This is a genomic window from Xanthomonas sp. NCPPB 2632 (genome assembly GCF_041228075.2).
GTDB lineage: Bacteria > Pseudomonadota > Gammaproteobacteria > Xanthomonadales > Rhodanobacteraceae > Luteibacter.
In genome coordinates this window covers 3,280,154-3,301,105 of record NZ_CM192979.1, presented here as the reverse complement: position 1 = coordinate 3,301,105, position 20,952 = coordinate 3,280,154, and the positions used below count along the sequence as shown (strand labels likewise).

The window sequence follows — 20,952 nt, the reverse complement described above, 5'->3', positions numbered from 1 at the left end:
TTCAAGATTTCATCAAGGGAGAACGCCATGGTGCGACGTGTGCTCGTCGTGGAAGACGATGCCGACAGCGCGAGCATCCTGCAGGCCTATCTGCTCAAGGATGGTTTCGACGTCCATATCGCACCCGACGGCCAGCGCGGCATCGAGGCCCACGCGCAGTGGCATCCGGACATCGTATTGCTGGATGTCATGCTGCCGCTGGTCAGCGGCACCGACGTGCTCTCGGCCATCCGTCGAAGCAGCCAGACACCGGTGATCATGCTCACGGCGCTCGGCGACGAGCCGGACAAGATCGGCGCCCTGCGTTACGGCGCCGACGATTACATCGTCAAGCCTTATAGCCCCCGCGAAGTGGTGGCGCGGGTACACGCCGTGCTGCGGCGGTCGGTGCCGGTGTCGCCCACGGTAGCCTCCTATGTGGAGGGCCCGGTCACCGTCGATACCGAATCGGTGATGGCCACCGTGGCCCATGCGCAACGGGGGACGGTCGTCCTGGATCTCACTCCCACCGAGTTTGGCATCCTCGCGCTGCTGATCCGCACACCGTTCAAGGCGTTCACGCGCGCCGAGCTGCTGGAGGCCTGCCTGCCGGACAGCGATGCGCTGGAGCGCGTTGTCGACACGCACGTGCACAACATGCGCCGCAAGCTCGAGGCCCTGGACGTCACCGGGGTGCTGGTCACCGTGCGCTCGGTCGGCTACCGCTACCGATGAAGGACACCGATCGCTTGAAGCCCGTGCGCGGGCGCTCGCTATGGCGCTGGGTGGCGGTGCGGATGAGCCTGCTCGCCCTGGGCGTGGTGCTGACTATCGCGCTGTGCATGTGGTTGCGGTTCGCCATCGAGGCCTACACGATCGAGCGGCGCATCCCCCCCGCCACACGCGATCGCATCGCCGTGCTCAGCGAGGCGCCGGAACGGCACGAGGCCGAGCTATGGGGCTACCTGCGCCAGTACTACCGGCCGCAGGACCTGGTCCCCGGCCTGGTCGGTACCGACTGGCTGCTGTTCTACGCGCTGGTGCTGGCCTCGGTGCCGGTGATCGTGCTGCTGGGCCTGGTCACGTCGCGGCCGTTGTCCCGGCAGTTTTCCATCGTGGCCGCGACCGCGCGACGGGTCACCCAGGGCGACTTCTCCGCACGCGCGGAGCACGTGCCCAACGCACCGGACGAGCTCAACCGGCTGGCCGGCGATTTCAACGCCATGTGCGAGAAGCTGTCGCGCTACGAGCGCGAGGTGCTGGACTCCAGCGCCATCCTCGCGCACGAGCTGCGCACACCGCTGAACGCGGCGATGGGCCGCCTGCAAGGCATCCTCGACGGGGTGTTCGAGCCCGAGCCGGAGCAGTTGGGCATGATCCTGCGCCAGCTGGTGCAGCTGAACCGCCTGGTCTCCGACCTGCATTTCCTCTCGGTGGCCCGGGCGGGCGAACTGCGCCTGAGCGAAGACCGCTTCGACCTGGCCGAGCTGATCGCCGAACGGGTGGCCTGGTCGTCACCGGCGCTGGACGAGGCCGGTATCGCATGCAGCGTGGACGGCCCCGCCTCGTTGCGCTGGTACGGCGACCGCGACCGCCTGGGCCAGGTCATTTCCGTGTTGATCGAAAACGTCATCCGCTATGCGGCCGCGGGGCGGTCGCTGGCCATCCGCCTGACGGACGAAGGCGCCGCGCCGCGCATCGCGGTCGAGGATCGCGGTCCGGGCGTGCCGCCCGACGAGCTGCCGCGCATCTTCGACCGCTTCTGGCGCGCGGAGCACTCCCGCGGCCGGCATTCGGGCGGCAGCGGGCTGGGCTTGTCCATCGCCAGCGTGGTGGTGGAAGCCCACGGCGGCACCATCCTCGCCACCAACCGTGCCGACGGCGGTTTGCGGGTGACGGTCGCGTTGCCCCTGCGCGGCGGTTACAGCGCGTAGTTCATCGCCACGGCGGAGGTCACCGCGGTGCGCCGCGCCACGATGGGGCTGTCGGAGGCCTTGCCGGTGTAGCGCAGCCCGCTCAGCGTGACGCTGGTCGACCAGTGTGGGCTGAACACGTGGGTCCAGGTCAGCGTGCTGGAGTAGGCATAAACGCCGCCCGCAGCGCGGTAAGGCGTGAAGCGGGTGCGCGTGGCCTGAAACGGCGACACCCCGAAGTAGGCCTGGTTGAACGAGGCGTTGCCGGCATGGATGTCCGCGTTCCAGGTCAGCATGTCGCTGTCGCGCTGGATCAGCGCCCATTGCAGCCCCGCGCGGAAACGGGCGCGATGGTTGCCGTCCCTCAGCGAGTACTCGGCCTCGGCGCTGGTGGAAAGCACCGGGCTGAACTGCTGGGCCACGATGGTGCGGCTGACCACGGAGCCGGGCACGTCGCCCATGCCGCGTAGTTCGTCCGCGCCCGGTCGCAGGCCGTCGTCGCGGTCGCGGCGGCCGAAGTCGTAGTGCAGGGCCTCGCTGACCGAGAAGCCGCCCTGCGTCTGGTATTGCGCGCCCACGCCGCGCAGCGTGTCGATGAACCACGGGCCCTTGGCGATCGAGACGACGGGCAGCACCTGGATGCGGTCGCGCCTGGACCCGGCATAGCGCGGTGCGGATACCGCCGCCACGCCGAACACGGCCTGCAGCGCGTTGGAATCGGGCGAGGACGCCGGCGCGGCGTCCTGCGCGCCGACGAAGGTCGTCACGGTGACCAGGCCGAGCGCGGAGAGGGTGCGCGCGGCACGGAAGGTTCTTGGCGATGTCATGGAGGGTTCCTGAGGGGGAGGGCAACCGTGAGGCTAGGCGCCGATCGTCAAGATGACCTTCATGGATCTTCAAGATTTGATGGAGACGGGCGTCGCCGGCCCGATCGTCAGGGCGAACTGCCCGCGCGTATCGTGGCCTCGTTGATGGCGCGCACACGGGCCTCGTCCACCTTCTCGACCTTGCGGTCGTAGGTGAACAGGCCGTTGTGCTCGCCTTCCACGTCGGTGATCTGCGTATACACCGCCCCCGACACGCCGATACCCGGGCCCTTGTCGCGCAGCACCGCGGTGTTGGCCACGTAGCCGTCGTTCAACGCGGCGGCATCCTTCACCTCGCCGTACGGGTTGATCGGCGTGTTCGGCCAGACATGGCCGGGTACGCCGAGGGTCAGGCCACCATGCTCGCCGTCCATCGAGGCACGGGTGGCATCCGGCGCGGGCAGGCCGGGGCCCTGGTAATCGTGGATGTCGATCATGTCGCCCGCCATCGGATCGCCCTTGGTATCGCAGCAATTCGCGCCGCTGCGTGCGTTGACCAGGCGCGACGGATCGCGCTGCTTTATCTGCGCGGCCAGTTCGGCGGCGGCGGGCACGCTCCACTGTCCCCAGCCCTCGTTGAAGGGGATCCAGCCGATGATCGAGGTTTCTCCCTTGAGCTGGTCCACGATGGCGTCGACATCGCGGCGGAAGCCGGCCTTGTCGGCCTCGCTCAAGGTGTCGTTGTGGCCGTTCGGTAGCGCCGGCATGTCCTGCCACACCATCAGTCCGATGCGGTCGGCCCAGTAGTACCAGCGTGCCGGCTCCACCTTGATGTGCTTGCGGATGGTGTTGAAGCCGAGATCGCGGGTCTTCTGGATGTCGAACCGCAGCGCCTCGTCGGTCGGCGCGGTGTGGATACCGTCGGGCCAGTAGCCCTGGTCCAGCGTTGCCAGCAGGAAGGTGGGCTTGCCGTTGAGCACCACCCTGTTGCGGCCGCCAACCTTCGCGATGCCGATGCTGCGCAGGCCGGCATAGCTGGTTACGTCGTCGCGCTTGCTGCCGTGCGTAAGGGTGGCCTTGAGCGAGTACAGGAACGGGTCCTGCGGGCTCCATGGATGCGGCTGCGCGACGGCAACGCGCAGCGGCTTGGCGGCGGGGCCATGGGCTTCGCCGACGGCCTTGCCGTTCGCGTAGGCGGTGACATGAAGCGTGGCGTTCGCGGCATCCCCGCCCAGCGTCGACGTCACCGTGAACGCGTCCAGACGCTGTGTCGGGATGGCGTCGAGTTGAACGAGGTAGGTCGCCGGCACGGGCTCGATCCATACCGTCTGCCAGATGCCGGAAGCGGCGGTGTAGAAGATGCCCTCGGGTTTCAGGCGCTGCTTGCCGACCATGACGTTGGCGCCATCGACGGGTGCGTGCACGACCACCGTGATTTCCTGCGCGCCCTTCGGCACGAGGAAGGCCGTGATATCGGCACTGAAGGACGTATACCCACCCGTATGCCGTGCGACTTCCTTGCCATTGACGTAGACCGTCGCATCCTGGGCCACGGCGCCGAAATGGAGCAGGACATGCTGGCCGTTTGCCGTGAAAGCGGCCGGGATGTCCACGAGCCGACGATACGCCATGAAATCCGCATGCTTCTGCACACCCGACAGCACCGACTCCACCGGATAGGGCACCAGGACCTTTTCCTTCAGCGCCTGGCCGAAGGGCGGGGTGGTCTGCTCGTCGAACGCGGCGTACTGCCACAGGCCGTTCAGGCTCATCCATCGCGGATGGTCCAGCGACGGGCGGGCGAGTCGTGGGCGCGGATAGTCGGGCAGCGCGTCGTCCGGTGTCACCCTGGACGTCCACGGCGTGGCCAGTGGCGGAACCTTGCCGTTCCACGCGACGGCAGGGTCGATGCCGGCCATGGCCACCGGGGCGAAGACCATCGTCATGGCCATGATCGCCCGGAGACGGCGGTTGTGGGGTACCTGTGTCGTAGCGGTCATCGAGGATCCTTGCCGTTCGGGTTCACGGTCGTCATGGAGGGGGCCGCAGCGTGCGGGTCGCTGCCCCAGGCGGTATTTGGTTTCGGGCCCATCGTCAGCACCAGCGTGGCGCCATCGGCGATGTCCGCATGGCTGAACCAGGGCTTGTTCCAGGGCTTGCCGTTGAGCGTGGCGGACTGGATATACGGGTTGGCATCCGTGTTGTCGCGCGCAACGATCTCGAACACCTTGCCGTTGTCCAGGCGAAGGCGCACGCGATCGAAGATCGGGCTGCCGATGATGTACTCCGGCCGCGAGGGATCCACGGGATAGAAGCCCATCGCACTGAGCACGTACCACGACGAGGTGGAGCCCTGGTCGTCCATGCCGGGATACCCGTAACCGGTGGCGTCGCTGCCATACATCTGGCTGAGGATGCGACGTGCCAGTGCCTGCGTTTTCCACGGCTGGCCGCTCCACGCGTAGAGGTACGCCGCCTGCTGGTCCGGCTGGTTGCCCTGCACGTACTGGCCGATCAGGCCCGTGCAGTCGCGACAGATGCCCTTGGCCGTATAAGGCGTGGCGAAGAACGCATCGAGTTTCGCGTTGAATCCGTCACGGCCGCCCAGCAGGTCCACCAGCCCCTGCACGTCGTGCGGTACCAGCCACAGCGTGGACCAACCGGAGGCTTCCTTCATCATGAAGTTGTAGTAGGGCTCACCGGGATCGAACGGCGAGATCCAGGCGCCGTTGGCCGTGCGGCCACGGAAGAAGCCGGTCGAGCGATCGAACACGTGGCGGTAGTTGCCCGCGCGACGCTCGAACATCGCCGCATCGTCGGTCTTGCCCAGGCGGCGCGCGACGTCGGCCAGCGCGTGGTCGTCCCAGGCGTATTCCAGCGTGGTAGCCACGCCCGCCTTGCCGCCGGCATACGGCGGGCTGGGGCTGCCTTCCGGCAAGGTGTCGGCGATCCAGCCCTGCGTATCGTATTCGGCCAGGTAACCGCGCGGCCCCTTCGGGTCCGTGGCGTTCTTGCGCAGGTACTCGTACGCGGCGGCGTAGTCGAAATCGATGCCGCGCTGCCAGGCACCGTCGTAGAGCAACACCGCATGATCGCCGTGGAACGAGGTGTTCATATAGCCCCGTACGCGAGCGCGATCCAGTTCGGAGCGCATGATGTCCTTCACCACCTCTGGCTGGAGCAGCATCAGCAGGGCGATCTGGTTGCGTCCGGTATCCCAGAACGGCACGGGGCCGTACTGGTCGTACGTCGCGAGCCGGTCGTGCCCGGTGCTATCGGTGTAGTGTTCGCCCTTGCGCGCGATCATCCGCGGGCTTGCAAACGAGTGATAAAGCGTCGAATAGAACAGCATGCGCTGCTTCGGCGTGCCGCCTTCCACCTGCACGCGGTTAAACAGGCGTGCCCAGATCTCGCGCGCCTTCGCATGCACGCGGTCGAAATCCGTGTCGCTGTCCTGCGCGTGCAGGCGCTGTTCGGCTTCGGCCGCACTGTGGCCATGGGCGATGCGAAGCACCACCTGGTCACCGGCTTTCGTATCGAAGGTGACGTAGGCGCCGGCATAGTCGCCGGAAACCGTACGGCGGCCGGTCTGCACATCCTCGCGTCCCAGCCCCTCGCCCTGGTGCGTCACCTCGGCGTGGAAGCTGCCGAAGACGGTGAACGGGCGGGAAAACTCGGCGACGAAGAACGGACCGTCCGCGTCGCGATCGTGCCGTCCGGCCTTGGCCACGCCGCGGATCGTGCGATCGCCGACCACCTCCACGTCACCGCCGTCCCTGCGCAGGTTGAGCACGACGTTGGCGCGGTGGCTCTCGGGAAAAGTGAAACGCATGAGGCTGGTCCACTGCGTGGCCGTCAGCTCGACCCTCGTGTGGAACGTGGCGAGGTCCACGGCGTAGTAACCGGGCGATGCCTTCTCCGTCGCCTTGTCGTACGCGGCAGTGGTGTAGTCGGGTGGCACCGTCCAGTCGCCGACCACGGGCATCACCATGGGAGCGCCGCGAGCGCCGTACGTGGCGCCGCCGCCGGTGAAGCCGATCATGGCCGGGCGGCGGTAATCGTAGGCCACGGGTACGCCCGTGGCGAAACCCAGGTCGGTATTGATGTTGACCGGCGCCGCCTCGGTGGCGCTCTCCGGCAGGCTGGCACCGGGCGTGGTCATGCCGGTATACAGCGGCTCGCCCGGTGGCGGGGCATTGCCGATCAGGTCCTGCCGATCGAGCGGCGCGGTGCCCACGAGCGGGTTGGCCAAGTCTACGGGCGAGGGCGTCGAGGATGGCGCCGCGCGTGCCATAGCGGGAGGTTCCGCGGTGGATCGGTTCGCGGCGACACCGTCGAGCGCGAGGCTCGTCAGCACCACGGCAAGAAGAGTGCGGCCGTAGGGGGACGGCCCGCGGTGGCATGCAGGGGAGGGCTTCATGATCGGGTCCAGGCGGGCGAGACGGTTGCGGGGCCGGGCACGACGCACCGGCCCCGCTCGTACGATCGTGCTCAGCTATCCGCACCGAACTTGTAGGTCACACCTACGTAGTACTGGCGTCCGGGATACAGCAGCTGGACCAGCCGGGCGCGGGTGTCGCCGCCCAGGTAGGTATGCGGCGTGGACTTCGTCAGGTTGATGACCGAGGCGGTAACCATGAAGTGCTTGTTGAACTCGTAGTCGCCGTTCACGTCGATCTGGTGGTAAGGCTGCGCGTAGATGGGCAGGCCCGAGGCCAGGCCCTGCATCGTGCGGCCGGTCCAGTTGTCGCTGGCGCGCAGCAGCAGACCGTTCTTCTCGTAGAACACCGATACGTTGGCCGCGTACTTCGCGCTGCCGATCAGCTCGGACTTGCCCACTTGCGTGTCGCCCAGCGAGACCGGTGTTTCGTTGGTCTTGTTGAGCGTGTAGTTGCCGATGTAGCCGAAGCCCGAGTCCCACGTGTGCTGCGTGTAGAGCTCGATACCCTTGGACGTGCCCGAGCGACCGTTGGCATTGGTGCTGTACTGCATGAAGTTGGTCTGGGTGCCGCCGACGTTCACGTCGATGTTGTTCACCGTCACCGGTACGACGAAGTTCTTCACTTCCTTCTTGAACAGGTCGATGCCGACCACCGAGTGCTCGGCGTAGTACCACTCGCCGGCCAGGTCGAACTGCGTGGCCGTGAACGGCTTCAGGTCCGCGTTGGCGCCACTGCCGTACCAGCCCGGCAGCGGGGCGCCGAACTGCTTGCGGTCGTTGTAGTAGTCCTGCGTGTTGTTGGTCAGGCTGCCCAGCTTCGCGAGGTCGGTGTAGTTGGCCCGGGCCAGGGCCTGCGAGCCGGCGGCACGGATGATGATGTCATCGGCCACGGTCCAGGCGACGTTGAAGCTGGGCAGGAACTTGTTGTAACGCTTGGTGGTGCTGGAGTTGGTAAAGTCCTCGATGACCGCCACCTCCCGCGGCAGGTACTGGAAATCGCCCGGTGCGCAGGCGCCCCCGCCCGCGTTCACGCCCGAGGCCGGGCAGATAAGGATGTTGCCCGCCGCGTTGTGGTAGTACACCGCGTTGTTGGTGGTGACCTGGTTGGCCACGGTGAGGTCCTGCTTCGTGGTGACGAAGCGTACGCCCACGTTGCCACGCACGGTGCCCGTATCGAAGTTGGCCTGCACGTAGGCCGCGGCGATCTTCTCCCCGATCGACGACTTGTTCTGCGGCTTGTTGTAGAGCACGCGGTCGTACGTCGAGTTGAGATGGTTGTAGTAGGCGGGGAAGTTGATCGCCGGGAAGGTGCTGTCGTTGTAGGCCTCGCTGCTGCCATCCAGCGAGTTGGCCAGCAAAAAGCCAGGCGGCAGCTGGCCGGCGTTCGGGTCGCAGGTCTGGAACTGCGAGGTGGTGCCCTTGCAGTACCAGCGCACTTCGTTGCTCTGCTGTTCGGCATGGGCATCGGACGTCTTCACGCCGAACTGCAGCGACTGCATCCAGTGCGAGTCGAAGGCCCAGGTGAAGTCGGCCTGCGCGAAGTTTTGCGAGTTGCTGGTGTTGACCATGTTGGAGCCGGTGGAGCCCAGGTCCACCTGGCCGGCACCGTTCTGCATGTTCTGCAGCGTCTGCCCGTCGGCGCTGAGCGTCGGCTTGCCGTTGAGCGTCCACGCGGCGCCGTTGCTGCCGTTGACCCACTGGCCGTCGACGAAATTGCGCGGCTTGGCGGCCATGCCCAGCTCTACCGAGGGACCGCCCTTGGCCCACGTGCGGCCGACGTTGAACGAGCCGCTGAGGCTGCCGCCGTTGTCCCACTCGCCTTCCAGGTTCAGCGTCTGCGAAGTGGCTTTCTCGACGGAGTAGTTGCCGTTCAACCAAGGTATCTCGGTGTTGCAGACATCCACGGCCTGGCGGGTCGCGCCCGTCGACGGGTTGACCGTCGAATTGCAGCCCACGCCAGCCGCCGGCAGCCGGTAGTTGGCCCCGGTGACGATCGTGTGCGAGGGGTCGAAGGTCAAGCCGTTCGGCGCGAGCAGGCGGCCTTGCTGGTCGGCGTAGTTGCTGTTGCTGGGCAGGCCCCATTCGGGCACTTCCAGGGTATTGGTGATCTGGGTCTGCTGGCGCTCGAAGCGGAAGTAGTTACCCGTCAGCAGAAAATGATCGCTGGGCTTGAACTGCATGGTCGCCTGCGCGCCCTTGGTCTTCAGGTCCAGCTCGTTGCGGGTGGTGGAGAACTGCTGCGGCATCCAGAAACCGTTGGACACGTTGCCGGCCTGGTCGACCACGCCGCCGCCGGGCCACAGGTCGATGTTCGAATTGACATCCGCCGCATAGGTGCCGCCGTGGACGTTGCGCGGCGGCTGCGTGCACGCATCGCGGTCGGTGCAGTTGTCCGACCACCAGTGCCAGCTTCCCGCATCGGCGGAGTGGGTGGTGGCATGACGCTTCTGGTACGAGCCCGCCACCAGTATGCCGAAGGTCTCGTCCTTGTTCCTCCACGACCACAGGGCCGAACCTTGCGGCTTGAGCTTGCTGCTGGTGTCCGAACCGGCCGCGGTGCCTGTCACGAAGCCTTCGTTGGCGGCCATTTCCAGCGGCCGGCGCGTGCGCAGGTCCACGTTGCCGCCGATGCCGCCCTCGTCGAGACGCGCCTCCAGGCTTTTGTAGAGCTTGATGTCCGAGAACATGTTGGCGGGGAACAGCGTGTAGTTGAACGAGCGCGTCAGGCCCGCCGAGGTGTCGGCCGAGGCGACATAGTTGCCGTTCAACTGGGTGAGGGTGAGCTCGGGCGCCAGGCCGCGGATGCTCACTGTCTTGCCTTCGCCGGATTCGCGGCTGATGACCACACCCGGCACGTGCGCCAGCGCATCGGCGATGTTCTTGGCGGGAAACTGCGCGATGTTCTGCGCGTTGATCACCTCGACGATCGAGTTGGCCTCACGCTTGTCCTGTACGTTCTGGTCGATCGACTGGCGATAGCTGGTGACGACCACGGCATCCATGGTGGTGGTGCTTCCGGGCTCGCCGGGTTTGGGCTTGTCCGTCTTGCGGGTGTCGCTTTCGGGCGTTGCACTGGCGGCATGGGCCGGTTGTACCTGCGGCGGAGCGCTGGTGGGTGCGGCAGGTGGCGTGGATGCCTGCGCGAAGGCCGGTGCAGGAAGGACAAGACAGCCGGCAACGGACAGTGTTGCGGTGGCAAGGGCGGCGCAAAGCGGCCTGCGCGTGAGCAAGCGTGGCAGATAGGTCATGTGAATGTACTTCCCTCGAGTCGTGTGCGCCGCGACGGCGGCGTGGAGATCCCCCGATCGTCAATACCCTGCACATGGCCTATGTCTGCACGCGTTCCCCCTTGTCCTTTCGGACCCCTATCCCGAAGGTCCGGCAACACCGCAAGCCGCAGGCGGCACCTGTGACGCGTGTTACCGACGAAATTTTTCCTGCACGAAACCCCCGGGCCCGTCTTCGCGACATGGCCCGATGTCTCTTGATTGGATCGATCTAAATCCCCTGGCCGGAATTAGGCCGCCAAAGCGGCGGCGTGTCACGCTGCGCCGCAAAAAATCACGAGGGTAAAGTGCGACGTGACGCTCACTTCATTAAGCTGACACGATGACGAAGAACGACATGCGTATCGGCGCCGCGCTCGCCGACATCGAACACGATCTCGGCCGGCTGCTGACGAGCGATGCCTTCGTAATCGGCAGCGCCGCTGTATGCCTCGTCGGTGCAGACATCGAGGTCGCCGACCTGGATATCCTGACCACGACCGACGATGCGCGACACCTGGAACAGGTGTGGCAGTCGCGACGATTGCACCACTACCAGCCGCCCGACGGCGGATTGTTTCGTTCGCGCTTTGCGCGTTACGCGTTCACGGCAATGCCGGTGGAAATCATGGGCGGGCTGGAGGTGTGCGTAGAGGACGCGTGGCAACCCGTGCGCATCGATGAATCGCGCCCGCTGGACGTGTATGCCGCGCGTCTTCGCCTGCCTTCACCCGCGGAACTGCGACGCGTGCTCCATCTGTTCGGTCGGGATAAAGACCGTCGCCGTGCGGCTCTCCTTCGCGACATGTAGCGTTGCTTGCCGAGGCGCCGCCGCTCGTGCGTCAATGGCCGCTGTCGATCAGGGGAAACGCAACGGATGGCTTATCGCACCACGTTTGGATTACTGGCGCTGTGCGCCGTGATGATTGCCTGCTCACGTCCCGGTGCCGAGCCACCGGCAACAGCCCTACCGCCCCCCGCGTCGACGGCCCGGCCGGCGATGGCGCCACCGGCGCCCGCCGAAGCCATGCCGCAACCCTACGTACTCGAGGGTACCGAGGTGCGTACGCTGCACGCCGAAGGCACGGATCGCGATTACCAGGTGTTCGTCAGCTTGCCGCGTGACTACGCGGACCATCCCGAGCGTCGCTACCCCGTGCTGTTCGTCACGGATGCCAACTACGCGTTCCCGCTCATCCGCAGCATCGCCCGTCGCGTGGGCGAGCACGAAGGCGGTACCGAGGCCTTCATCCTCGTGGGCTTGTCGTATGCCGTGGGCGAGACGCCGGAATACAGCCGGCGCCGTGACTACACCCCGACGCCCGATGGCGATCCCGAACTTGCTTCCGACATGCCGGGGCGCGCCGTCGTCCATGGCGGCGGCGAAGCGTATACCCGTTTCATCAAGGACCAGGTCTTCCCGCTGATTGCCGGGCACTACCGGGCCGACATGCAGCGGAAGATCTACGCGGGCCATTCGTACGGCGGGTTGCTGGGCGCGGATATCCTGGTCCACGATCCCGGCATGTTCCAGTACTACATCCTGGGTAGCCCTTCGTTCCAGTTCGGCAATGACGTTGAGTTCGCGCGCCTGCACGAAGCCATGGCAACGCGACGCGACATGCCCGCCCATGTGCTGATCGTGCTGGGCAGCTACGAGTCGCTTTCCCCGGGCTCGCACGACCCGCGTTTCAACCACAGTACCGACATGGTTGCCGGTGCCCGGCGCTTCGTCGCCGAGCTGAAAGCGAAGCACTACCCGGGATTGCATATCCAGATGACCACCGTGGGTGACGAGGATCATATGACAGTTTTCCCGGCTGTGATTACGCGTGGGTTGCTTTGGGCGTTGCCCGGCAAACCCGGTTGATCGAACATCCTCGCTCAACGCCGCTGCGCGTAAAGATCCTTGGCAGCTGCCACGGCCGTGGCGCGGTCACGGTCCCCGAAGTCGTCCAGCGCGGGATCGGTCGAAAGGATGTGGTCGCCGGGTAGCGAGCCTGTGGCCGTAGCACTGGCATAGAGCCGCCACGCCGCGGCCGCCACGGTATCGTGTTCGACCAGCCTGCCGTTTTCCGCGAGATCGGCCATCTGGCCGGCGGCCTGGAGGTCGCCATGCAGCGCCATTTCGCGCAAGGCCTGTACATCGTCGGCGTAGTAAGCGCGTACCGTTGCGCGATCCGATGCAGACAGCCCCGAGGCCACGGCGTCGGTATCCTGTTCGTCCTGTTGCAGCTTCGCTTCCAGCAGTGCTCGCTTTGCGCCGGCACTGCCCGCCGCCGCGGCCGTGCGCAGCAGTGCGTCGACAGCGTCGTCGGATGGCATGGGCCGGGCTGCGCAAGTTGCGGCCAACGTGCGCCTCGATTCGATCGGTTCGTCGCGGCCGGTGCCGGCCTTGTCACGGTCGCCATCCTCCGCCCGCTGCCGAGCGGCCATCAGGCACATTCGATCGACGGCAGCCTCGGACTCCGCTTTCGCGGCCGTGGCGTCCATGGCGCTTGCATGTCGGTGGTCCGTCATCGCGGGGGAGTGGGCTTCCGCTAGCCGTCGCGCTGCCGTCGACGGATGCGCCGGGCCATTCCGCTCGCTTGCGTTGCCGACGATCAGCGCGGGCGCAGGCATATGCGAGACGCCTGCAACGGTGCCGAAGATGCCGAGCGCGGCAAGCGTTGCCACGACAAGAGCGACCCGCCGGCGATGGCACGGCACAGTCCGCACGACTACCGGCGCCCAGGTGAATCGGACGGCGCCTTGTCCGGCGTGCGGTGCGTCGGACTGCCCGACCTGGCGATCAGGGTATCGACGGCTTCGTCGCGAAGCACGGCTTCGATGAGCTTGTGCGAGTTCTCATACGTGGCGACCACATGCTGCTGCACCAGGATCAGGTGATAGCCCTGCGGGCCTCGCACGGGTTGCGATACCTCGCCGTCGTGCAGTTGGCTGATGGCGGAAACGAATTGAGCGGCGACGTACATGCCCAGCATCGGCTGCAGTTCACCGCCATCGCCGGCGGTCTGGGGATCGTCGGACTCGCCTTGTGCCACGGTGGCGAAGTCGGCTCCGGCGATCAGTTTTTTCCTGAGGGCGGTTGCCCGGGCGAGCGCCTCGCTCTCGGAGCGCTGGCTGCCATCGCGGGTCGGGCCCACTGCGACGAAGATATGACTCAACGAAAACTCGTCATAGGCATAGGGATGCGCAGCCAGTCTCTGGCGTACGTCGTCGGGGGTGATGGTGATGGATGCGCGCAGGCGCTCGCGTTCCGCAGGGGATACATCCCGTGCGATCGGGACCGTCAGGGTGATGTTTGCGCTGTGAGGTGTCGTCGGCGTGGAAGTCGGAGGCGTGGCCGATGCTTTGGACAGCACGGTACCGATGACGATGGCGGCGACGGTGAAGCGATGACGAATGGACATGGTGGGCATGACCCTTTGGCAGGAGACGGACATCGAAGCGGAAGAGGGGGACGACGCGCATCCCCCTCCCTGCTACGTCAGTGCAGACCGCGGGACTTGAGGAAGCCGATCAGGCCCCTCGGATCGTCCGTCGTGATGAAAGTAAACCCCTGCTTCACCAGATAGTCCCAATTGCCACGATCATCGGCAGTGTCTTTACCGCCCGGATACGAGAAGTAGATGCTGGCCAGCGTGTAGCAGCACACGCCAGTGTTCTTGTAGAAGTTGCCGTTGCCCGGTGCATCGGGAAGGGCGTTGAAGACACCCACGGCCTTGCCGTCGTGCTTGGCGAGATCCAGCTGGCCCTGCAGCAAGCCGTTCGGCTGCTTCACGTTGATCTCGACCGCCGCCGCGTTGCTCCAGTTGCGACGTGCGGTGGGTACGTCGATCACCGTCAACATGTTGGTGGTGAACACCGGGATGCCGACGATCGTGGGCGCATCGGCCTTGAAGGCCGCATAGGACGGATAAAGCGTCGCATTCACTTTCGCGCCGACTACCTTGGACGGTACGGCGAAGTTTTCCTGCGCGAGCCGGTCGATGGCCTTGACCGCATCCTTGGTCTTCGTATCGAAGATCATGGGTGTGCGGAGGCCATGCTGGTTCCAGTAGGTGAACACGCCCGTCACGTCGGGCACGAAATAGCCGGTGACCTGGGTGCGGCCCGGCGTCAGCAGATGGAGGTTCTGGATCGTGTTCCAGCTGACCGAGGCGACCGTCGGATTGGTGCCTCTATCGGTGTTGGGATCGTACTTGGTGCCGCCACGGAAAGCTGTGTAGACGTCCGTGGTGCGGCCGAGGTTGAAGTCGTGCATGAGCACGGGTACGCCCTCGGAGGTCATCTTGACGTCCAGTTCGACCGCGTCCATGCACTGGTCATCCGCGTCCTGAAGCGCGGCGCGCGAGTTCTCGGGGGTTTCCGGGTTGGGCGATCCCTTGCCCCAGAGGCCACGGTGTGCGAGCACGGATACCTGGTGGGTGGGTTCGGTTTTCAGGAGCGCCGCCATCCGGTTACCGACAGGAAGGCAGGCGGCATGGGATACCTGTGCGAGCGATCCCGCTCCGATGAGCAGCGCGAGGGCTGCCGTGATGCGACGACGTGTGTATGTGGTCATGGGTCATTCTCATGTGAGTTATGGGGATCCGGCTCGGCGTGAACGTCATCGACGGCTTCATGCCTGGCCGGGTTCGACACGGACCGGCGCTGCAGACGCGACCATAGCTTAATTAGTAACTATTACTGATATATTATGGGTGGGTAACCCTTCGATGTCGGCAAGGCTTCAATGCAGTAGCGTGTGTCGTAGCCGCTCAGGCCTGTCGGTCAGCGTCAACTTTGACATCGACGTTCTGGCGAATGGTGTCCCTTACACCCGCGATGATGCGGGTCGAGCACGTCGTGCCATGGCCGAGGCCAAACAGGGACTTTTTTCCTCCCATGGCTTTCGTGCGACAGCCATGCTCGTCCTATCTGGGCGACCCTTGGGGTACTCCACGGAAACGTATCGGGTATCCGCATCCAGCAACTGCACCGGCCGATTGCCAGCACGCGTTGAACCTTGTCGCAGCCGGTTTCATCCTTCGTCACCCTTGGGAGCTGACTACCGCAGCTGCGGCCCCAATCGCAGTGGGGTGCGTGGTGTCCACTCTAGTCTGGCTATCGGCCGCGCAATCTATCCGAGCCGTAACCCAAATCCGAGGAGATCGCAGTCGCAAAAACTTGCTCGTTGACACAATTCTCACGCTAGTCAGATTCTATCCCAGCCTCGGAGGAGCCAAAGGACGAAGGTGAGCCACACGGAGCAACTTTTTTGCGTGGAGGCGGTAGACGCTTTGCGCCCGTCCTGTATTGAAAGCATTCGGCTGGATGCGCCGGTATCGCATCATGCCTGGACTGCATTCTTTTTCCCGTTGACCCTTGGGCTATTCGGCAAGTCAATAATTATGCGAATTCCTCTGTTTTTGGGGGGCGTGTTCTTCTGCGCAAGTTCGCTGGCCGCATCGGTGTGTCCCATCGAGCACGCCCGCTATGACTACAGTGCTGGACAGGGGGGAGCAGATTTCAAAGTCATCAAGCATGTTGACGGCTTTGCGTCGCCGCTGGTTTTCCACCTGAGTCTTTCGGGCACCAAGAACCTGTGGTTTCTTTTCGACCAAGGCAATGCGCGCTACATCAGCTTGATTTCGGTCAAAGACCCAAACCAGAGCGGATGGAGTCCGCCGACTCCCGATGGCGGTGATCGACCGATTCGAGATCAGAAGTTTTTTGCGTGGAACGATGACTTGAAGATCTTTGGAGAAATGCCTGTGCCGGGTTCGCCCGCTCCAAAGTTTATTCTCGTGCCGGACCTGCCGGAAACGCTTCAGGCAAGCGCTTCTGATCGGATGTTTATCGGGTCCGGTATTTTCAAGCTCGTTGGTTGTGATCGTTAATCGAGTTTTGATGACGTAGGAGCAAACGAGGCATCGGAAAGGTCCGATGCCTCGCTATGGATCTCGTTGCGCATTTCAGCGGAGATTGGGACACTGCTCTTTTACGAGGCGTTAGCTATCCCAGCCGGCCAGTGTGGAGTATTTGGCTACGACGAGAGGTGCATGCGTATGCCATCCCCGGTGAACTGCATCCGCTATAGGCAGTGACAGCGCAACGATTAATGAAGGGGTTTGAGACCCGAGTGACAAGTTAAGGGACCCGATAGCGAGAGCCGCCAAAGTGGGTTGACCCTTGACCTAGATAAAGGGTCTAGACTTACCCCCATGAGCTCACCCACCTCCCTCACCATCGGCCGCATCGCCCAGAGCGCCGGCGTCGCTATCGACACCATCCGCTTCTACGAGCGCGAGGGCCTGCTGCCCGCGCCGAAGCGCCGGCCCTCCGGTTACCGCGAATACGACGAATCCGCGGTATCGCGCCTGCGCTTTATCCGCCGCGCCAAGGATCTGGGCTTCACGCTGGAGGAAATCCGCGAACTGTTCGCCCTTTCCGCCGACCGCCACAGTGGCGTGGAAGGCGTGCGCGAGCGTGCCGCGGCGCGTCTCCAGGCGATCGACGAACGCATCGCCGAGCTGCAGCGTGTACGCAGCGGTCTGTCCGAACTGGTCGAAGCCTGCCCCGGGCACGGCGCGCCGGAGGATTGCCCGATCCTCAAGGCGTTGGCGGAGCCGGGGGCATGAGCCACTGCTGCTCGCACGGCACCGCCACGACGCACGCACCCACGGATGCGCGGATGGACGCGCCGATGCCCGCCGGCACGACGTACACCTGCCCGATGCATCCGGACGTCCGCCAGCAGGGCCCTGGCGCGTGCCCGAAGTGCGGCATGGCGCTGGAGCCGGCCATGCCCAGCCTGGACGACGAGGACGGTGAAACGCGGACGTTGAGCCGTCGGTTGGTGTGGCTCGTCGGCCTGACGCTACCGGTGTTCCTGATCGCCATGATCCCGCACGTGGCCGGACAGGCATGGCACCAACCATGGGCCGCCTTGCTGGGTTGGGTGGAGGCGCTGCTGGCCAGCGTGGTGGTGCTGTGGGGTGGCGCGCCGTTCTTCGCACGCGGCTGGCGCTCGCTGAAACCCTGGTCGCCGAACATGTACACGCTGATCGCACTCGGCAGCGGTGTGGCCTGGCTCTACAGCGCTATCGCGTTCGCGGTGCCGTCGGCGTTCCCACCTTCCATGCGCGACATGCACGGCCAGGTGGCCGTCTATTTCGAATCCGCCGCCGTCATCGTCACGCTCGTGACCCTGGGGGATCTGCTGGAGCTGCGCGCCCGTCGCCGCACGGGCGAGGCCCTTCGGGCGCTGCTGGGTCTGGTGCCGAAGACGGCACGGCGCATCGATCCGGACGGCCACGAGGGCGATGTCGCCATCGACAGCCTGCGCGTGGGCGATACGCTGCGCGTGCGTCCCGGCGAGACCGTGCCGGTGGACGGTACGGTGCTGGACGGCGAAAGCCATGTCGACGAGGCCATGCTGACGGGCGAAGCCGTCCCCGTAGCGAAGCGTGACGGCGACCGGTTGACCGGCGGTACGCTTAACGGGCACGGAGCCGTCACACTGCGCGTGGACCATGTCGGTGCCGACACCGTGCTTTCCCGCATCGTCGCCATGGTGGCGGAGGCGCAACGGTCGCGTGCCCCGTTGCAACGCATGGCCGACCGGGTGGCGGCATGGTTCGTGCCTCTCGTCGTGGTGGCGGCGATCGTCGCGTTCGCGGCATGGTGGGTCCTCGGGCCGGCGCCGGTGCTGGCGCATGCCCTGGTCGTCGCCGTCTCCGTGCTGATCATCGCGTGCCCGTGTGCGCTGGGCCTGGCCACACCGATGTCGATCATGGTGGCGAGCGGGCGCGGCGCGCAGGCCGGCGTGCTGTTCCGCGACGCTACGGCGATCGAAGCGCTGCGCGACATCGACACGCTGGTCTTCGATAAGACCGGCACGCTGACGGAAGGCAAGCCCTTGCTGGCGGCACTGCACACGTTCAGTGGCGACCGTGGTTTCGCACTGGGCATGGCGGCCGCGGTCGAACGGCCGAGCGAACACCCGCTGGCGCGTGCGGTCATTGCAGCGGCGGAAGCGGAGGGCGTCGCGATCCCCAGCGTTTCTGGCTTTCAGGTTTACGTGGGTCGAGGCGTCAGCGGTCGCGTGGACGGGCACGACGTGGTGCTGGGCAACAGCCGGCTGATGGAGGATGAGCGGGTCGAACTCGGCGCGACCCACGACATCGCGGCCAAGGCGCGCGCGAAGGGCGCCACCGTCATGTACCTCGCCGTCGATGGTCGTCTCGCGGCGGTGCTGTCGCTGTCCGATCCGATCAAGGCCTCGTCGAAGCCGGCACTGGATGCACTGCGAGAGGCCGGCGTGAGGTGCATCATGCTGACCGGCGACGCCGCGGCCACGGCCGAAGCCGTCGCCGCGTCGCTACCCATCGATGAGGTACACGCCGGTGCGTCGCCGGAAGACAAGGCCCGCATCGTGACTGCCTTGAAGGCGGCCGGGGCCCGGGTCGCCATGGCCGGCGATGGCGTGAACGACGCACCGGCACTCGCCACGGCCGATATCGGTATCGGCATGGGCAACGGCAGCGACATCGCGATCCGTAGCGCGTCGGTCACCCTGCTCAAGGGCGACCTGGCCGGCATCGCACGGGCGCGTGCGCTGTCCGCTGCCACGGTGAGGAACATCCGGCAGAACCTGTTCTTCGCCTTCGTCTACAACGCCGTGGGCGTGCCGGTCGCGGCGGGCGTGCTGTATCCGCTGACCGGCTGGACGCTGTCCCCGATGATCGCCGCGCTGGCGATGAGCCTCAGCTCCGTGTCGGTCGTGACCAACGCGTTGCGGCTGCGTCGCGTGGCGATCTGACCGGGCTTACCAGAGGATGCCGTTATCCGGCTGCACGGGTTTCAGTCCATGCGCTTCGCCGAGCGAGTCGCGCAGGTCGATCTCGATACCGCGGGTGAGGGTGGTCAGCGGTACGTCGTCTTCGAGGTTCTCGAACGGGTTCTGCATGTCGTTGCCGATCTGCAGCAGGGCGAGGAACAGGAAGCCGGCCATCGTGGAGCCCAGCGGGGTATACAGGCCCAGTGTCTCGACCAGGCCCAGCGGCAGCAGGATGCAGAAACCGTGGGTGAAGATGCCGGGATAGGTGGCGTACTGCTGCGGTAGCGGCGTGTTCTTGATCCGCTCCATGCCGCCCTGCGCGTTGGAGATGTCCGACAGCGTGCGCGCAAGGCTGGCCAGCAGGATCGGGTCGGGGCGCGCGTCGGCGATCAGCACGCCGGTACGCGCGTGGATGGCGTTGGGCAGGTTGGTGACGTGGCGCAGCCGTTCGATCTCGTCGGCAGGCAGGCGCGGCGTCAATTCGTCCCACGGCGCCTGCCGGCGAAGGTGCAAGCGCAGCGCGTGCACATAGGCGATCTGGCGATGCGCCACGGTGGCGCCCACGCTGCGATCCGGCAGCATGGTGCCGGCCTCGCGGGCCAGGGTGCGCGAGGCGTTCACCATCGCGCCCCACAAGGTGCGGGCTTCCCACCAGCGCGCATACGCCGTGGTGTTGCGGAAGCTGAGGTACACCGCGACGGCCGAGCCCAGCAGGGTGAGCGGCAGGGCCGGGAACTCCGCGGTGAGGCGCGGATGGATCACGTACCAGAACGCCGTGACCACGACGTCCCAGGCCAGCAGCCAGATCAGCGGCTTACCCACGTAGCGCAGGATGTGTCCCACATGCGCCCGGCCCGGAAGGATCACGCGTTGTGTTCCCGCTGGATGGCCTCGGCCAGGGGGATGAACTTGAGGGAGTCTTCATTCAGCACGGCCACCTTGCCGTCGCCGATGCCGTAGACCCAGCCCTGCAGGGCGATGGTGCCGTTGGCCAGCGCGGCGGCCACGGCCGGGTGGGTGCGCAGATGGGTGAGCTGGAGGCGGACGTTTTCCTCGATCACGGCCTGCATCGCTTCGGCGCCTTCCAGCTTGCGCGCGAAGACGGCGCTCCGGGCGGCCTGCGCGTTGCGCAGCCAGGCCTCCACGGTGGGCAGGTCGCGGGTGGATTCGGGGTTGAGCAGGCCCTTCATCGCGCCGCAGTCGGTGTGGCCGCAGATGACGATGTGGCGCACGCCCAGCACCGCTACCGCGTACTCGACCACCGCGGAGACGCCACCGAGCATCTCGCCGTAGCCGGGAACGATGTTGCCGATGTTACGGCAGACGAACAGCTCGCCCGGCTGGGTCTGCGTGATCATCTCGGGAACGACGCGGGAATCGGCACAAGTGATGAAGAGCGTGTGCGGGCTCTGGCCCTCGGCCAGTTCGCCGAAAAGCTTGCGGTTTCCCGGTTCCGGGAAGACCTTGTCGCTGAAATCCTCGACGCCGCGGAGAAGGCCGAGCAGGCTTTCGTTACGTGGGGTTTCCTGGGTCATGCGCATGGCCTTGGTAAGTGCGCCGCCCGGGCGGGCGGCTGTCCGGCACGCAGTTTAGGACAACACGAGGCCAAAGAAATTCGCGCGGGTATGGAAACCCGCAGGAGCGGGGTTGGGGGGCGGGTGTAGGAGCGCACGATGTGCGCGAAATCATTGCGCTGTGCGCGACATGGCTTCGCGTCGAC

16 protein-coding genes are annotated in these 20,952 nt (G+C 65.7%); 7 read left to right on the top strand and 9 right to left on the bottom strand.

Translation table 11 applies throughout. The annotated features are described in order from the left end of the window. Positions 1-27: 27 nt before the first annotated feature. Both AB8808_RS14035 and AB8808_RS14030 read left to right on the top strand, forming a co-directional pair. Positions 28-714 carry a response regulator gene (locus AB8808_RS14035; protein ID WP_369930283.1) on the top strand — a complete coding sequence of 229 codons (687 nt, stop codon included), beginning with the start codon at positions 28-30 and terminating at the stop codon, positions 712-714. After that, the gene (locus AB8808_RS14030) at positions 711-1,913 is read left to right on the top strand and encodes a sensor histidine kinase (protein ID WP_506193224.1); all 1,203 of its coding nucleotides are present in this window, start codon (positions 711-713) and stop codon (positions 1,911-1,913) included. The genes AB8808_RS14035 and AB8808_RS14030 overlap by 4 nt, the downstream gene beginning before the upstream one ends. On the opposite strand, the gene AB8808_RS14025 is transcribed toward AB8808_RS14030, so the two are convergent. The 4 genes from AB8808_RS14025 to AB8808_RS14010 all read right to left on the bottom strand — a co-directional run bounded on the left by AB8808_RS14025 (position 1,901) and on the right by AB8808_RS14010 (position 10,387). After that, positions 1,901-2,719 carry a MipA/OmpV family protein gene (locus AB8808_RS14025; protein WP_369930282.1) on the bottom strand — a complete coding sequence of 273 codons (819 nt, stop codon included), beginning with the start codon at positions 2,717-2,719 and terminating at the stop codon, positions 1,901-1,903. The genes AB8808_RS14030 and AB8808_RS14025 overlap by 13 nt on opposite strands. 107 nt (positions 2,720-2,826) lie before the next feature. Further along, on the bottom strand, positions 2,827-4,698 hold the full coding sequence (locus AB8808_RS14020; RefSeq protein WP_369930281.1) for a glycoside hydrolase family 2 protein: 1,872 nt from the start codon (positions 4,696-4,698) through the stop codon (positions 2,827-2,829). Further along, complete coding sequence (locus AB8808_RS14015) at positions 4,695-6,950, bottom strand: GH92 family glycosyl hydrolase (RefSeq protein WP_506193223.1); 2,256 nt, start codon at positions 6,948-6,950, stop codon at positions 4,695-4,697. Before AB8808_RS14015 ends, AB8808_RS14020 begins: the two co-directional genes overlap by 4 nt. A 239-nt stretch (positions 6,951-7,189) precedes the next feature. Beyond that, positions 7,190-10,387: a TonB-dependent receptor gene (locus tag AB8808_RS14010; protein ID WP_369930280.1), complete on the bottom strand. Its 3,198-nt coding sequence runs from the start codon at positions 10,385-10,387 to the stop codon at positions 7,190-7,192. Positions 10,388-10,748: 361 nt separating this feature from the next. On the opposite strand from AB8808_RS14010, the gene AB8808_RS14005 reads away from it, so the two are divergent. Next, a complete protein-coding gene (locus AB8808_RS14005) occupies positions 10,749-11,216 on the top strand; it encodes a hypothetical protein (protein ID WP_369930279.1) in 468 nt (155 codons plus the stop codon). A 66-nt stretch (positions 11,217-11,282) separates the two neighbouring features. Continuing rightward, positions 11,283-12,275 carry an alpha/beta hydrolase gene (locus AB8808_RS14000; protein WP_369930278.1) on the top strand — a complete coding sequence of 331 codons (993 nt, stop codon included), beginning with the start codon at positions 11,283-11,285 and terminating at the stop codon, positions 12,273-12,275. A gap of 14 nt (positions 12,276-12,289) precedes the next feature. Here the strand turns inward: AB8808_RS14000 and AB8808_RS13995 are convergent, their stop codons facing one another. From AB8808_RS13995 to AB8808_RS13985, 3 genes are all read right to left on the bottom strand, one after another. Next, positions 12,290-13,081 (bottom strand): hypothetical protein, encoded by a 792-nt coding sequence (locus AB8808_RS13995; protein WP_369930277.1) that lies wholly within the window; start codon positions 13,079-13,081, stop codon positions 12,290-12,292. 44 nt (positions 13,082-13,125) lie between these two features. Beyond that, positions 13,126-13,818 (bottom strand): peptidylprolyl isomerase, encoded by a 693-nt coding sequence (locus AB8808_RS13990; RefSeq protein ID WP_369930276.1) that lies wholly within the window; start codon positions 13,816-13,818, stop codon positions 13,126-13,128. 77 nt (positions 13,819-13,895) lie between these two features. Next, positions 13,896-14,972: a glycerophosphodiester phosphodiesterase family protein gene (locus AB8808_RS13985; protein WP_369930275.1), complete on the bottom strand. Its 1,077-nt coding sequence runs from the start codon at positions 14,970-14,972 to the stop codon at positions 13,896-13,898. Positions 14,973-15,645: 673 nt separating this feature from the next. Here AB8808_RS13985 and AB8808_RS13980 point away from each other — a divergent pair. The 3 genes from AB8808_RS13980 to AB8808_RS13970 all read left to right on the top strand — a co-directional run bounded on the left by AB8808_RS13980 (position 15,646) and on the right by AB8808_RS13970 (position 19,214). Beyond that, a complete protein-coding gene (locus AB8808_RS13980) occupies positions 15,646-16,290 on the top strand; it encodes a hypothetical protein (RefSeq protein ID WP_369930274.1) in 645 nt (214 codons plus the stop codon). 324 nt (positions 16,291-16,614) lie between these two features. Next, positions 16,615-17,031 carry a heavy metal-responsive transcriptional regulator gene (locus tag AB8808_RS13975; RefSeq protein WP_369930273.1) on the top strand — a complete coding sequence of 139 codons (417 nt, stop codon included), beginning with the start codon at positions 16,615-16,617 and terminating at the stop codon, positions 17,029-17,031. Next, on the top strand, positions 17,028-19,214 hold the full coding sequence (locus tag AB8808_RS13970; RefSeq protein ID WP_369930272.1) for a copper-transporting P-type ATPase: 2,187 nt from the start codon (positions 17,028-17,030) through the stop codon (positions 19,212-19,214). Before AB8808_RS13975 ends, AB8808_RS13970 begins: the two co-directional genes overlap by 4 nt. Positions 19,215-19,220: 6 nt before the next feature. On the opposite strand, the gene AB8808_RS13965 is transcribed toward AB8808_RS13970, so the two are convergent. Together AB8808_RS13965 and AB8808_RS13960 are read right to left on the bottom strand one after the other, a co-directional pair. Continuing rightward, positions 19,221-20,099: a bestrophin family protein gene (locus AB8808_RS13965; RefSeq protein ID WP_369930271.1), complete on the bottom strand. Its 879-nt coding sequence runs from the start codon at positions 20,097-20,099 to the stop codon at positions 19,221-19,223. After that, complete coding sequence (locus AB8808_RS13960) at positions 20,096-20,767, bottom strand: carbonic anhydrase (RefSeq protein WP_369930270.1); 672 nt, start codon at positions 20,765-20,767, stop codon at positions 20,096-20,098. The genes AB8808_RS13965 and AB8808_RS13960 overlap by 4 nt, the downstream gene beginning before the upstream one ends. Between the last annotated feature and the right edge of the window lie 185 nt (positions 20,768-20,952).

What these genes read in the sequence shown, in the direction of transcription:
- AB8808_RS14035 (WP_369930283.1), top strand. Translation starts at nt 28, where the DNA reads ATGGTGCGACGTGTGCTCGTCGTGGAAGACGATGCCGACAGCGCGAGC.
- AB8808_RS14030 (WP_506193224.1), top strand. Translation starts at nt 711, where the DNA reads ATGAAGGACACCGATCGCTTGAAGCCCGTGCGCGGGCGCTCGCTATGG.
- AB8808_RS14025 (WP_369930282.1), bottom strand. Translation starts at nt 2,719, where the DNA reads ATGACATCGCCAAGAACCTTCCGTGCCGCGCGCACCCTCTCCGCGCTC.
- AB8808_RS14020 (WP_369930281.1), bottom strand. Translation starts at nt 4,698, where the DNA reads ATGACCGCTACGACACAGGTACCCCACAACCGCCGTCTCCGGGCGATC.
- AB8808_RS14010 (WP_369930280.1), bottom strand. Translation starts at nt 10,387, where the DNA reads ATGACCTATCTGCCACGCTTGCTCACGCGCAGGCCGCTTTGCGCCGCC.
- AB8808_RS14005 (WP_369930279.1), top strand. Translation starts at nt 10,749, where the DNA reads ATGACGAAGAACGACATGCGTATCGGCGCCGCGCTCGCCGACATCGAA.
- AB8808_RS14000 (WP_369930278.1), top strand. Translation starts at nt 11,283, where the DNA reads ATGGCTTATCGCACCACGTTTGGATTACTGGCGCTGTGCGCCGTGATG.
- AB8808_RS13990 (WP_369930276.1), bottom strand. Translation starts at nt 13,818, where the DNA reads ATGTCCATTCGTCATCGCTTCACCGTCGCCGCCATCGTCATCGGTACC.
- AB8808_RS13985 (WP_369930275.1), bottom strand. Translation starts at nt 14,972, where the DNA reads ATGACCACATACACACGTCGTCGCATCACGGCAGCCCTCGCGCTGCTC.
- AB8808_RS13975 (WP_369930273.1), top strand. Translation starts at nt 16,615, where the DNA reads ATGAGCTCACCCACCTCCCTCACCATCGGCCGCATCGCCCAGAGCGCC.
- AB8808_RS13970 (WP_369930272.1), top strand. Translation starts at nt 17,028, where the DNA reads ATGAGCCACTGCTGCTCGCACGGCACCGCCACGACGCACGCACCCACG.
- AB8808_RS13960 (WP_369930270.1), bottom strand. Translation starts at nt 20,767, where the DNA reads ATGACCCAGGAAACCCCACGTAACGAAAGCCTGCTCGGCCTTCTCCGC.